Source organism: Roseburia rectibacter, assembly GCF_014287515.2.
Lineage (GTDB): Bacteria > Bacillota > Clostridia > Lachnospirales > Lachnospiraceae > Roseburia > Roseburia rectibacter.
The window spans coordinates 3,327,206-3,340,939 of record NZ_CP092473.1 but is presented as its reverse complement, the minus strand read 5'-3'; the positions used below and the strand labels follow the sequence as shown (position 1 = coordinate 3,340,939).

Here is a 13,734-nt window from a genome sequence, read left to right as displayed (position 1 = left end):
GCAATTATGGCAGGAAGAAATGACGATAAGTTCCGTTGTTCCTTTTGCGGGAAAACGCAGGATCAGGTTCGCAAGCTGATTGCAGGACCAAACGGTGCATATATCTGTGACGAGTGTGTGGATATCTGTGCTGAAATTATCGATGAAGAATTAGAAAATGATGAAGCAGCAGGAGAAGTGGCTGAGCCGGAAGATGAGATCAATCTGTTAAAACCGGAAGAACTTAAGGCATTTTTGGATGATTATGTCATTGGACAGGATCAGGCAAAAAAAGTGCTGTCTGTGGCTGTTTATAATCATTATAAAAGAATCATGGCAGGGGATGACCTCGGTGTCGAACTTCAGAAGAGCAACATTCTGATGTTAGGACCGACCGGTTCCGGAAAAACATTACTTGCCCAGACATTAGCAAGAGTTTTAAATGTTCCGTTTGCGATTGCAGATGCGACCACACTGACGGAAGCCGGATATGTCGGAGAGGATGTTGAAAATATCCTTTTAAAGATCATTCAGGCAGCAGACTATAACATCGAGCGTGCACAACGCGGAATTATCTATATCGATGAGATCGATAAGATCTCCAAAAAATCAGAAAATGTTTCCATCACCAGAGATGTATCCGGTGAGGGTGTACAGCAGGCACTGTTAAAGATCTTAGAGGGAACAGTTGCATCTGTTCCGCCGCAGGGTGGAAGAAAGCATCCACAGCAGGAACTGATCCAGATCGATACAACGAATATCTTATTTATCTGTGGTGGTGCATTTGATGGACTTGAAAAGATCATTGAGACCAGAATGGATCAGAAGACGATCGGATTTAATGCGGATATCCGTGACAGGAGAGAATATAACATTGGTGATGTGTTAAAACATGCATTGCCACAGGATTTTGTAAAATTCGGACTGATCCCTGAGTTTATCGGACGTGTGCCGGTAACCGTATCTTTAGATATGCTTGACAGAGATGCACTCATCCGTATTTTACAGGAGCCGAAAAATGCACTTACCAAGCAGTATCAGAAGCTGTTTGAGTTAGATGGTGTGGCTCTTAACTTTGATAAAGAAGCACTTGAGGCGATTGCAGATAAAGCGTTAGAACGTAAAACAGGAGCACGGGGACTTCGTGCGATCATGGAGGCTGTTACGTTAGATCTGATGTATCATATCCCATCGGATGAATCCATTACACAGTGCCAGATCACGAAAGATATGGTAGAAGAGCAGCTTGCGATCGAAGAACGTGAACTTGAAAAGATAGAGGAAAAACAGGTTGGATAATAATACGATGAAAATGCCTGCGGTGGCACTTCGCGGAATGGTCATCCTTCCGGGGATGATCGCCCATTTTGATGTGAGCCGTGATAAGTCGATCCATGCGGTAGAGCAAAGCATGATGGATGAGCAGAAGATTTTTCTGGTTGCACAGCGTGATGTGGAGCAGGAAGAGCCTGGCATCGAAGATCTGTATCAGATCGGTATCATAGCAGAGGTCAAGCAGGTTATAAAATTACAAAATAACATCGTAAGAGTTTTAGTCGAAGGAACAGAGCGGGCACAATTGTCCGCTTTTGTTTCTCAAACGGACTTTTTAGAGGTTGAACTCGTGCGGTGTGAGGAAGTCGATGAAGGGTTGTCAGATGAGGCAAAAACGGCTATGGTGCGCAGTGTGCAGGACACATTTGAAAAATATGTGTCTGTCAACCAGCGTGTCAGCGGTGAATTGCGCAGACAGGTCAGAGAAGAAGAGAATCTGCCAAAGATTATGGATCTGATCGCCAATAATCTTCCTTTTTATTATGAACAGAAGCAGGAAATATTAGAAGCAGTTTCTCTGACAGAGCGCTATGAAGTTTTGATGGCGCTTCTTTTAAAAGAAATTGAGATCATTGCCATTAAAAATGAATTTCAGGCAAAAGTAAAAAAGCGTGTTGACAAGAATCAGAAGGAATACATTCTGCGTGAGCAGATGAAACTGATAAGGGAAGAACTTGGTGAGGATAACACGGAGTCTGACGCGGATGCCTATTTAGAGCAGTTAAAAAAATTAAAGGCAGATAAAGAGGTCAAAGAGAAGATCAAAAAAGAGATCCTCCGTTTTAAAAATATCAGTGGAAGTTCTTCGGAGAGTGCGGTCAGCCGCGGCTATATCGAGACCATGTTAGAACTCCCATGGAATAAGGCATCACATGATAACAAGGATCTGAAAAATGCAGAGCGCATTTTAAATGAAGATCATTATGGTCTTGAAAAAGTAAAAGAGCGTATGTTAGAGTTCCTTGCCGTCCGTAATCTGACAAAAAAAGGAGAGAGCCCAATTGTATGTTTAGTCGGGCCGCCTGGTACCGGTAAGACAAGTATTGCAAGGTCAGTGGCACGCGCACTTGATAAAAAATATGTGCGCATCAGTTTGGGCGGTGTGCGTGATGAGGCTGAGATCCGCGGACACAGAAAAACTTATGTTGGTGCGATGCCGGGACGTATCGTAAACGGACTGCGCAGTGCGGGCGTGAAAAATCCTCTGATGCTGCTTGATGAGATCGATAAGATGAGCAGTGATTATAAGGGGGATACCGCATCCGCTATGCTTGAGGTGCTTGATGCAGAGCAGAACTGTAAGTTCCGCGATCATTATATCGAAGTTCCGGTCGATCTGTCTGAGGTGCTTTTTATCGCAACAGCGAACTCTGTACAGGATATCCCGCGTCCGCTGCTTGACCGTATGGAACTGATCGAGGTGAGCAGTTATACGGAAAATGAGAAGTTCCATATTGCAAAAGAGCATTTGCTGCCGAAAGTAAAAGAGAAAAACGGTTTAAAGCCGGAACAGTTAAAGATCAGTGACCGTGCGCTGCAAAAGATCATTTCCGGTTATACAAGGGAAGCAGGAGTGCGTAATTTAGAGCGCAGACTGTCTGAAATTGCAAGAAAAGCTGCAAGGGAAGTATATGAATCTGAAGCAAAATGCGTAAAAGTTACAGGTCAGAATGTGGAAAAATATCTTGGAAAAGAAAAATATACATTTGATATGAAAAACGAGACGGACGAGGTTGGAATCGTGCGCGGACTGGCTTGGACGAGCGTTGGCGGTGATACACTTGAGATCGAGGTCAATGTAATGCCGGGCAAAGGTGAGGTACAGCTTACCGGACAGCTTGGAGACGTCATGAAAGAGTCAGCGCAGGCGGGGTTAAGCTATATCCGTTCAGTAGGGGAAGAATATCACATCCCGAAAAAGTTTTTCCAGGAAAATGATATCCATATCCACATTCCGGAAGGCGCGGTGCCAAAAGATGGGCCGTCTGCAGGTATCACGATGGCAACGGCAATGCTTTCCGCGATCACACAGACTCCGGTACGTGCGGATGTTGCGATGACAGGTGAGATCACACTGCGTGGAAGAGTGCTCCCGATCGGTGGATTAAAAGAAAAAATCCTTGCTGCAAAAAATGCCGGGATCAAAACGATCTGCATTCCGAAGAAAAATGAGAAGGACGTAGAGGAAATTTCTGCGGAGATCAAAAAAGGCTTAGAACTTGTATTTGTGGAAAAAATGCAGGATGTACTGGAAGTGGCGTTTGTGAAAAAACAAAAATAAGATTTTCTGCCGGCAAATGAAAAGAAAGTTTTAGAAATCATAGCAAGTGAATGAAGATAACAATGAGGAGAATAACATGGTAATAAAAAATGTAAATCTGGAAATTGTCTGCGGTGTGACCAGCAAAGTGCCGGATACCGCGTATGCGGAAGTGGCTTTTGCAGGAAAGTCAAACGTTGGAAAATCATCCCTGATCAATGCGCTGATGAACCGTAAAGCGTTAGCACGTACTTCTGCCCAGCCGGGAAAAACACAGACCATTAACTTTTACAATATCAACGATGCCATGTATCTTGTGGATCTTCCAGGGTACGGTTATGCAAAAGCATCCGAGGAAGTTAAGGCTAAATGGGGAAAAATGATCGAGAATTATCTGCACACATCCAAACAGTTAAAAGCAGTATTTCTCCTGATCGATATCCGCCACGATCCCTCCGCAAACGACAGGATGATGTATGAGTGGATGGTATATCAGGGATTTGCACCGATCATTATTGCGACCAAACTCGATAAGATCAAACGAAGCCAGATCCAGAAAAATGTCAAAGCAATCCGCGAAGGCTTAAATGTGCAGCCGGGCACCACGATCATTCCGTTTTCCGCTGAGACGAAGCAGGGACGCGATGAGATCTGGGAGCTGATCGATTCATTCGTGCTGCCGCAGGAAGATGCATTACAGGATGAAAATGCAGCGCAGGAAGAAAAATAAAATGTTCGCGGAGTTATACATTTATTCATGCCAATAGAATGTTTGCAGAGCGTGCATTCTATTGTTCAGGATAAAAGAATGTACGCAAAGAGCATATTCTTTTATTTAAAAATATGTAAGAATATGGTATGCTGAAACTATAAATTTTACAAAAAGCAGAAAATCTTAACAGGAAGCAAACTCCTTTTACATTGCGCCTGAAAAAGGTTCATGCTAAAATAATCACTATGACGAAGAGTCAGTATCGGAGGATAGCCATGAAAAAGAAAAAAATCGTAATAGCACTTGGTCATGAAGCACTTGGTACCACATTACCGGAGCAGAAAGAGGCAACAAAACGCACTGCAAAAGCGGTTGCTGATTTTATCCGCGATGATTATCAGGTAGTCATTACACACAGTAACGGACCACAGGTTGGTATGATCCATACAGCAATGAATGAGTTCTGCAGATTATATCCGGAGTATACCGCTACGCCAATGTCTGTATGTTCTGCAATGAGTCAGGGATACATCGGTTACGATTTACAGAATGCTATCCGTGCTGAACTGCTCAATAAAGGAATTTATAAAACGGTTTCCACAGTTTTAACGCAGGTTGTCGTAGATCCGTATGATGAGGCTTTTTATAAGCCAAGCAAGGTGATCGGACGTGTGATGACAGAGGAAGAGGCTGAGGCAGAGGAGAAAAAAGGAAATCATGTCACTGCAGTAGAAGGCGGTTTCCGCCGTATTGTTGCGGCTCCAAAGCCAATGGATATCGTTGAGATCGATGCGATCCGTGCATTATCCGATGCAGATCAGGTTGTTGTTGCATGTGGCGGCGGCGGTATTCCGGTGCTTTCACAGGATAATAATTTAAAAGGTGCCAGCGCAGTGATCGAGAAAGACCTTGCAGCAGGAAAATTAGCAGAACTTTTAGATGCTGACATGTTAGTCATTTTAACAAGTGTGGATAACGTATGTCTGAATTATGGCACAGAGAATGAAAAAGCACTTTCCACCATGACGGTTGCAGAAGCAAAACGGTACATGGAAGAAGGCCAGTTCGGAGAAGATGATATGCTGCCTAAGATTCAGGCTGCCATCGATTTTATTGGAGATTCCGCAATCCGTTCCGTACTTATTACAAAGCTGAACAAAGACGGCACCTATGTGAGTGGTGGACCGGGTACGATGATCACAAAATAATAAGAAAGAATCGATTGCTGAAAATATATTTTTTTACGAGGAAAAAAGATGTTTAGAAAAACAAAAATTGTTTGTACTTTAGGACCTGCAACAGATAAAGAGGGTGTATTAAAACGCCTGATCGAAGAGGGAATGAATGTTGCCCGTTTTAATTTTTCTCATGGTGACCATGAGGAGCAGTTAGGACGTCTTCAGATGTTACAGAAGCTTCGTAAGGAATTAAAACGTCCAGTCGCAGCATTGCTTGACACCAAAGGACCGGAGATCCGTCTGAAAGATTTTACAGATGGAAAAGTTGAACTTAAGGATGGACAGACGTTTACTCTGACAACCGATGAGATTATGGGAGATGCGACACGCGTTTCCATTACCTATAAAAATCTGCCGGAGGATGTAAAGCCGGGAGACTGTATTCTGATCGATGATGGTCTGATCGGAATGGAAGTCAAAGAAATCAAAGTGACATCTGGTGCAAAAGCAGATAAAGATGGCAAAAAGCCAAAGGATATCATCTGCCAGGTATTAAATGGCGGTATGATCTCAAACAGAAAAGGTGTGAACGTTCCGAATGTAGAGCTGTCCATGCCATATATCAGTGAGAAAGATTACGGTGATATCGTATTTGCAGTAGAGCATGATTATGATTTTATTGCAGCATCTTTTGTCCGTACAGCAGATGATGTGCTTGCAATCCGTAAGATCCTTGCAGAAAAAGGCGGTGAAGATATCAATATCATTGCCAAGATTGAGAATATGCAGGGTGTACAGAATATTGATGATATTATCCGCGTTTCCGATGGTATCATGGTAGCCCGCGGTGATATGGGTGTTGAGATACCATTAGAGGATGTACCGGTCATTCAGAAAATGATCATCAAAAAAGTATACGATGCAGGTAAGAAAGTTATCACAGCAACGCAGATGCTTGATTCTATGATGAAACATCCGCGTCCGACCAGAGCAGAGGCAACTGACGTTGCAAATGCGATCTATGATGGAACCAGTGCGATCATGCTTTCCGGTGAGACGGCTGCAGGTATGTACCCGATCGAGGCTTTAAAGACCATGGTGCGTATTGCAGTCCGTACCGAGCAGGATATCAATTACTTACAGCGTTTCAAAATGCGTAAGACTATGAGCAACCCGGATGTGACCAATGCTATCTCCCATGCAACCTGTACGATGGCAGGTGATTTAAATGCAGCAGCGATCATCACGGTAACAAAATCCGGACGCACTGCCCGTATGGTTTCCAAATATCGCCCGAACTGTCCGATCATCGGAGGCTGTCTGACAGAGAAGATTTACCGCCAGCTTGCATTATCCTGGGGTGTGATCCCGCTTATGATCGAGGAAAAGACACAAGCAGAAGAACTGTTTGACTATGCAGTCGATGCAGCAGAAGCAGCAGGAATCATTTCCAAAGGAGATGTTGTTGTCTTAACCGCAGGAGTTCCTCTTGGTGTATCCGGTACGACCAACCTGATCAAGGTGCAGGTGGCAGGACATATCTTAGTGGAGGGACAAGGAATCGGAACACAGAAGATTTCTGCAAATCTCTGCGTTTGTCACAATGAAGAAGATCTTAAAAACTTTAAAGTCGGGGACATCATTGTTGCAAAAGATACCAGCAATGCAATGATGACACAGATGCGTGAGGCATCCGGACTGATCGTGGAAGCATCCGGCGAAAACTGCCATGCGGCGATTGCGGGATTAAGCCTTGATATTCCTGTCCTGATCGGTGCAAAACATGCGCTTGATGTCTTAAAATCCAGTGCATATGTAGAATTGGATTGTGAGAACGGACTTGTGACAGCAAATTAATTTGCAACAAATTTTGATAACTGAAAATAGAAGATTAAAATGAATGAGAAAAGGATATGAAAGGCTTTAGCGAAGGTCTGCATATCCTTTTTCCCATATACCGGTCCAGTATAGTATATACAGGATCAGGGCAGAGGTTCCGTTACTGATCACAACGGAGTACCAGATGGATGCTACTCCCAGATGGAATATATTTGCGCATATAAAGAGAGTCAGCAGACGGAATATCCATATCCTTGAAGCGTCTACAAGCATTGTTATGAATGTATGTCCACATCCCTGAAATAATCCCTGTGATACATTATAAAAAGCATTTGTCCAGCACCAGAAAGCAATAATGGACAGATAGTCGGCTGCAAGAGGAATGACTTTGGCATCGGATGAAAAAAATGATACCATAGCCTGGGAAACAGGGCGTCTTGATAATATGAATCCCAAAATAAGAAGGAATACGGCACATATTCTAAGAGAATAATGAAATGCTTTATCCGCCCGTTTCCTGTTACCGGCGCCAATATTCTGTCCTACGATAGTGGATACGGCAGAGCCAATACCGCTTGCGGGCATTGTAATAAGGCTATTGATCTTATTGCCAATACCGTAGGCACTTGTTGCAATATAGCCATAAACATTTACATTTCTTGTCATGAGCAAAGTTCCTAATTGCATGGTACTTCCGCCAATAGCAGTTGGCAGACCGATTTTTATAATGGAACTTATCATTTTTTTGTCAAATGCAAAATTCTTAAAAGAAATTCTTATCAACTGCCCTGGTTTTGTAAGTATGATAAAACCAATCAGGGCACATGGAATTTTTGCGGTAAGTGTTGCAAATGCCGCGCCTCCGATCCCCCAGTGAAATACGATGAGGAAAAGTGGATCTAATATGAGATTGATCACGATACCAAGCAGGTTTAGAAGCATAGGTTTTACAGTGTCGCCCTGTGCCTGTTTCACTGCCGTAAATAAATTAATCATAAATAAAAATGGAAGATCGAGAACAACAATTCTTAAATAGGTAAGACCATACACATACACATTTCCAACAGCACCAAGCCAGGTAACCAGTGATGGAGATATCAGAAAACACAGTAGTGCACAGATAATCGAGAAACCAAGAGAAATGAGGCATATATGATTTGCCATTTTGGCTGCCTGCTCATCTTTTCTGGCACCAAGATATTGTGATATCAGAATAGCACCCGCGGTTGTGATACCATTTCCAAAGCTGGTAAGGATATTTTGGAATGGTGATACAAGCGTTATGGCAGATTGATTTTCAGTTCCGATCCTGCCTAACCAGAAGGTATCGGTAAGATTGTACATTGACTGTATAAAACTGTTGATCATAACCGGAACGGCAAGCATAAGAATTGCCTGTGACAGACTGCCGTTTAAAATCATATTTCTTTTATTTTCAGATATTGGTTTTGACATAGAACCTCCCTGGAGCTTTATAAAATAATAAAGCATGTTGACAAAATGTATTTATGTAGTTCATAATATGACAATAAAACAGTATATTCCATGAAAAAATAGAAAAAATAAAGAAAAATACAGAAAAAAAGCACGAAAATGGAGAAGTTTATGTTTCAGGATATGCCAAGAGATTTTGATATTAAAAAAATCAAAAAAAGTAATACGATAAGTAAAAGTAACTGTGAACCACATGTACATCCGTTTCATGAGATCTTTTATCTGTCAAACGGAGAATGTACCAGTTTTATCGATCATAATATATACAAGTTTGGAAAAGGGGATCTTGTAATCGTTCCGGGTGGATGCCTGCATAAGACCATATATACCGGAAAAGGACTTCATGAAAGGATTGTGATCAGTTTTCGAAATGAGGCTGTAGACTCAATCAGAGAACAGATCGGAGACGAACACCTTAAGAACTGCATGGTTCCGGGAGTAATAAATGTACCGGAAAAACGCAGGGATTATGTGATTTCCCTTCTGGATAAGCTGATATTTGAAAATGAAACGCTGGATGAATTGTCACCAGCGTTTATCAGGGCAGGACTTGTGGAACTCTTACTGTTTATCATAAGATGCAGGGAGTATGAGGAAACAGTGATAAAAGAGCTGGATGTAGACAACCGGAAGATTCAGGAGGTTGCAACCTATATATTTGAGCATTATACGGAAAATATCTTACTGGAAGATGTGGCGGAGAAATTTCATATGAGCAAGTCATTTTTGTCCAAAAGATTTAAAACAGCGACAGGTTTTGGTTTTAAGGAATATATCATTAACCTGCGTATACAAAATGCCAGCAGACTGTTATTGGAAACAGATAAATCAATCACGGATATAGCATTCGAATGTGGATTTAATGACAGTAATTATTTTGGGGATTCTTTCCGTAGGATAAAAGGTGTTTCGCCGCGTAAATACAGACAAAATGAAATATTTTAACGGTATAGGATAAAAAAGAAGCCTTCATTTATCAAAGGCTCCTTTTTTATAGGTAAAGACAGGTATGGGAGGTTAACCCATCGTTACTTCAACATTTACATCTTTTTTATCAGCGGAGAATGGAATGGTATTTCCTTCTACCGGCTGTCCATCCACGATCATGGAAACAACACCTTTTTCAACATGATCCGGATTCTTTACTGTGATATGGTAGCTGACACCTCTGAAATCACGTTTTGCAGTAAATCCATCTAACTTAGATGGGATACAAGGATCTACAGTCAGACCGTCATAATCCGGACGGATACCGAGGATAAACTGGGAAACATCAAGGAATGTCCATGCGGCGGTTCCTGTCAGCCAGCTGTTCTTTGCCTCACCGAAGTTCGGTGCATCTTTTCCGGCGATCATCTGTGAGTATACATACGGTTCTGTGCGGTGGATCTCACTGATGTCTTCAATATATGCAGGACAGGTTCTGGTATATACCTGCCATGCGCGGTTGCCTCTGCCGACTACGGTCTCTGCGATGGAGATCCATGGATTATTGTGGCAGAAGATACCGGCGTTCTCTTTATATCCTGGTGGATAAGAGGAAATCTCACCAAGTTCTACATGATATCTGTGATAAGGCGGCTGTAACAGCACAATACCATATTTGGTGTCTAAGTATTTTTCAACGGATTCCATTGCTTTTAAGCAGAAGCCTTCTTCTAAGCCGATCTCTGCCATAACGCAGAATCCCTGCGGCTCGATAAAGATCTTGCCGTCCTCACATTCTTTTGAACCGATCTTATTTTTGTAATGGTCATAAGCACGCAGATACCATTCGCCATCCCAGCCGGCATCCATAACCGTTTTCTCCATCTCTGCGATTGCTTTCCCTGCGATTTCGGCCTCTTCTGTCATACCCTGATGGCGGCAGATTGCAGCATAATCTTTTCCATAGCGGACAAACATACCTGCGATAAATACGGATTCTGCATTCGGACCTTCAGAAGGACCAAATGTCTGGAATGATTCGCCAGGTTCTGTCGAGAAGCAGTTTAAGTTGAGACAGTCATTCCAGTCAGCACGTCCGATCAGAGGCAGATTGTGCGGCCCTAAGTGCTCCATTGTATAATGGAAGGAACGGCGTAAATGCTCCATGAAGGTGGTTGCTTTGGAAGCATCGCTGTCATATGGCGTCATTTCGTCAAGAATTGTATAATCCCCGGTCTCTTTGATATAAGCGGCAGTTCCGGCGATTAGCCATAACGGATCATCGTTAAATCCGCTTCCGATGTCAGAGTTACCTTTTTTTGTGAGCGGCTGATACTGATGATAAGCACTTCCGTCTTCAAACTGGGTAGCAGCGATATCTAAGATACGCTCTCTTGCGCGGTCAGGGATCAGATGTACGAAACCAAGAAGATCCTGGCAGGAATCACGGAATCCCATGCCACGGCCGATGCCGGACTCAAAATAGGAAGCGGAACGGCTCATATTGAAGGTAACCATACACTGATACTGATGCCAGATGTTAACCATACGGTCTAATTTTTCTTCACTGGAAGAAACAGTAAAATGAGAAAGCAGTTCATTCCAGTAATCTTTTAATTTAGCAAGTGCTGCATCTGCTTTTTCTGCGGTATCGAAGCGTGAGAGAAGCTCGTCAGCTCGTTTGCGGTTGATGATGCCGTCTTCAGCACGGCCTACCCATTTTTCTTCTACCGGATTTTCGACATAGCCAAGTACAAAAACATAGGTTTTTGTCTCACCTGGAGCAAGAGAAACTTTAAGGTGATGGGAACCGATCGGAGCCCAGCCGCTTGCAACAGAATTTTTTGAAGTTCCATTTACGACAACTTCCGGAGCAGAATTTTCTCCATATGCACCCAAGAAAGAATCGCGGTCTGTATCAAATCCTGCGATCGGGGCATTGACAGCGTAAACAGCATAGTGATTTCTACGCTCTCTGTATTCTGTCTTATGGTAAAGAGCGGAACCATGGATCTCAACCTCACCGGTGGAGAAGTTACGCTGGAAGTTGGTCATATCATCCATTGCATTCCACAGACAGAACTCTACGTAAGAGAATACGGAAAAATTACGGGTTTCATTACACTCGTTCGTAAGGGAAAGTTTGCCGACCTCACAGGTCTCACCAACCGGGACAAAGGAGGTAAGTTCTGCAGTCAGTTTATTTTTACTTCCTTTAAATACGGAATAACCCATGCCGTGACGGCAGCTATAGGCATCCAGTTCCGTCTTTGACGGCATCCATCCTGGATTCCAGATCGTATCGCCATCTTTAATATAGTAGTAATGTCCGTTAGAATCGAGCGGTACATTATTATAACGATATCTGGTCAGGCGAAGCAGCTTTGCATCTTTGTAGAAACTGTAGCCGCCGCAGGTGTTTGAGATCAGGGAAAAGAAGTTCTCGGAACCAAGGTAGTTGATCCATGGCAGTGGTGTTTTTGGGGATGTGATGACATATTCTTTGTTGGCGTCATCGAAATAACCGAATTTCATAATAAAATCCTCCATATACATAAATATTGATAAGTAACGGTTTCGAAAACGATTAAGTTTTCATTTCTTAATAAAAAGTATATATTCAGAAAGAATAAAAATCAATATAAAACATTGAAAAACAGGCAAATATAGCAGATTAGACAAAAAAAACATACTTTTATGGATGAAAGCGACAATGGCTATTTTTTGATGAATAATTAAAGTATTTTACGAAAACGTATAAGAAGTAGATACAAAGTACTAAGATTACAGATAATTGGTCTAATATTTAATGTAAAAATACACAAAAACTAATGTAAAAAAGTGTAAAAAGCGACGAATCGCCAAAAACCAGTTGCAATTTGCTTATGAATGGCATATAGTAAAAGTACGAAAACGATTAAGCAATATTTCGGAAACAACATTTCGTTTTCGAAGAGAAGCTGGAGGTTTCCATGGTATCATTAAAAACGATTGCAGAGAAATGTGGAGTATCCACTGCCACTGTAAGCAAGGCTTTAAATGACCAGAGAGATATCAGCGAAGAGACAAAGAACCGTGTCAGAAAGACAGCAGAAGCACTTGGATATTTTCCTAATGCAGCGGCGAGAGCTCTAAAGACAAACCGTTCCTATAATATAGGAGTTCTTTTTGAAGAAGATGCGGGAAGCGGTTTGACACATGAGTATTTTTCGGGAGTACTGAATGGATTAAAAGTCCAGTCAGAGAAACAGGGATATGACATTACATTTATCAATACCTGTTTTGAAAATCGCAAGATGTCTTATTATGAACATTGCAGATACCGGAATTTTGAAGGAGTTGCAATTGTCTGTGCCGATTTCAATGACCCGGATGTCTTAGAACTGATGAACAGTGACCTGCCGGTTGTTACAATCGATTATGTACATCATAATTGTACGGCAGTCAGTTCCAATAATATTCAGGGTATGGAAGATCTTGTAAAATACATATACGGGCAGGGACATCGAAAAATTGCATATATTCATGGGCAGCAGGCTTCTTACGTTACGAAAGACCGGCTGGCAAGTTTTTACCGGACAGTGGATGAACTTGGTTTAAAGATTCCGGATGAATATATCCGGACAGCAGATTATCTGGAAACCAGGGAAGCAGCAAAGCAGACAAAGGAACTGCTCAATTTAGAAGATCCGCCAACCTGTATCATATATCCGGATGACACCTCTTTAATAGGAGGAAGGAATGTTATCATAGAGATGGGACTTCGGATTCCGAAGGATATTTCAATTGCAGGATATGACGGGACGAGGATGTCACAGTTATTACATCCACAGCTTACAACAATCAGACAGGACACAGAGCTGATCGGGAGCGAGGCAGCCAAGCGGCTGATAGGCACTATTGAGAAACCGAGAACAACTCTCGTAGAGAGAGTCGTTATAGAAGGAATCTTAGTTGCCGGTAAATCCGTTGGACGTATTTAAAAGTAGTTGCAGCTACATACGGACAGC

The 13,734-nt window shown here is 42.3% G+C and carries 9 protein-coding genes; 7 read left to right on the top strand and 2 right to left on the bottom strand.

What is annotated here, in order from left to right; translation table 11 throughout:
• Nucleotides 1–6 precede the first annotated feature (6 nt).
• The 5 genes from clpX (at nucleotide 7) to pyk (ending at nucleotide 7,321) form a co-directional block, all read left to right on the top strand.
• The gene (gene clpX, locus H8S51_RS15295) at nucleotides 7–1,278 is read left to right on the top strand and encodes an ATP-dependent Clp protease ATP-binding subunit ClpX (RefSeq protein ID WP_117922459.1); all 1,272 of its coding nucleotides are present in this window, start codon (nucleotides 7–9) and stop codon (nucleotides 1,276–1,278) included.
• The gene (lon, locus tag H8S51_RS15290; protein WP_330646657.1) at nucleotides 1,271–3,595 is read left to right on the top strand and encodes an endopeptidase La; all 2,325 of its coding nucleotides are present in this window, start codon (nucleotides 1,271–1,273) and stop codon (nucleotides 3,593–3,595) included. The genes clpX and lon overlap by 8 nt, the downstream gene beginning before the upstream one ends.
• A 76-nt stretch (nucleotides 3,596–3,671) precedes the next feature.
• Entirely contained in the window at nucleotides 3,672–4,304 is a 633-nt protein-coding gene (yihA, locus tag H8S51_RS15285) for a ribosome biogenesis GTP-binding protein YihA/YsxC (RefSeq protein ID WP_118209677.1), read from the top strand.
• 257 nt (nucleotides 4,305–4,561) lie between these two features.
• The gene (arcC, locus tag H8S51_RS15280; protein ID WP_117922457.1) at nucleotides 4,562–5,494 is read left to right on the top strand and encodes a carbamate kinase; all 933 of its coding nucleotides are present in this window, start codon (nucleotides 4,562–4,564) and stop codon (nucleotides 5,492–5,494) included.
• Nucleotides 5,495–5,542: 48 nt separating this feature from the next.
• Complete coding sequence (gene pyk, locus H8S51_RS15275; RefSeq protein WP_186900573.1) at nucleotides 5,543–7,321, top strand: pyruvate kinase; 1,779 nt, start codon at nucleotides 5,543–5,545, stop codon at nucleotides 7,319–7,321.
• Nucleotides 7,322–7,387: 66 nt separating this feature from the next.
• Here pyk and H8S51_RS15270 read toward each other — a convergent pair whose 3' ends face one another.
• The gene (locus H8S51_RS15270) at nucleotides 7,388–8,758 is read right to left on the bottom strand and encodes an MATE family efflux transporter (protein ID WP_118209675.1); all 1,371 of its coding nucleotides are present in this window, start codon (nucleotides 8,756–8,758) and stop codon (nucleotides 7,388–7,390) included.
• A 150-nt stretch (nucleotides 8,759–8,908) separates the two neighbouring features.
• On the opposite strand from H8S51_RS15270, the gene H8S51_RS15265 reads away from it, so the two are divergent.
• A complete protein-coding gene (locus H8S51_RS15265) occupies nucleotides 8,909–9,742 on the top strand; it encodes a helix-turn-helix transcriptional regulator (RefSeq protein ID WP_241070761.1) in 834 nt (277 codons plus the stop codon).
• A 72-nt stretch (nucleotides 9,743–9,814) separates the two neighbouring features.
• Here H8S51_RS15265 and H8S51_RS15260 read toward each other — a convergent pair whose 3' ends face one another.
• Entirely contained in the window at nucleotides 9,815–12,259 is a 2,445-nt protein-coding gene (locus H8S51_RS15260) for a GH36-type glycosyl hydrolase domain-containing protein (RefSeq protein ID WP_118209673.1), read from the bottom strand.
• Nucleotides 12,260–12,696: 437 nt separating this feature from the next.
• On the opposite strand from H8S51_RS15260, the gene H8S51_RS15255 reads away from it, so the two are divergent.
• Nucleotides 12,697–13,707, top strand: a complete 1,011-nt coding sequence (locus H8S51_RS15255; RefSeq protein ID WP_118209672.1) for a LacI family DNA-binding transcriptional regulator — start codon at nucleotides 12,697–12,699, stop codon at nucleotides 13,705–13,707.
• Nucleotides 13,708–13,734: the final 27 nt, after the last annotated feature.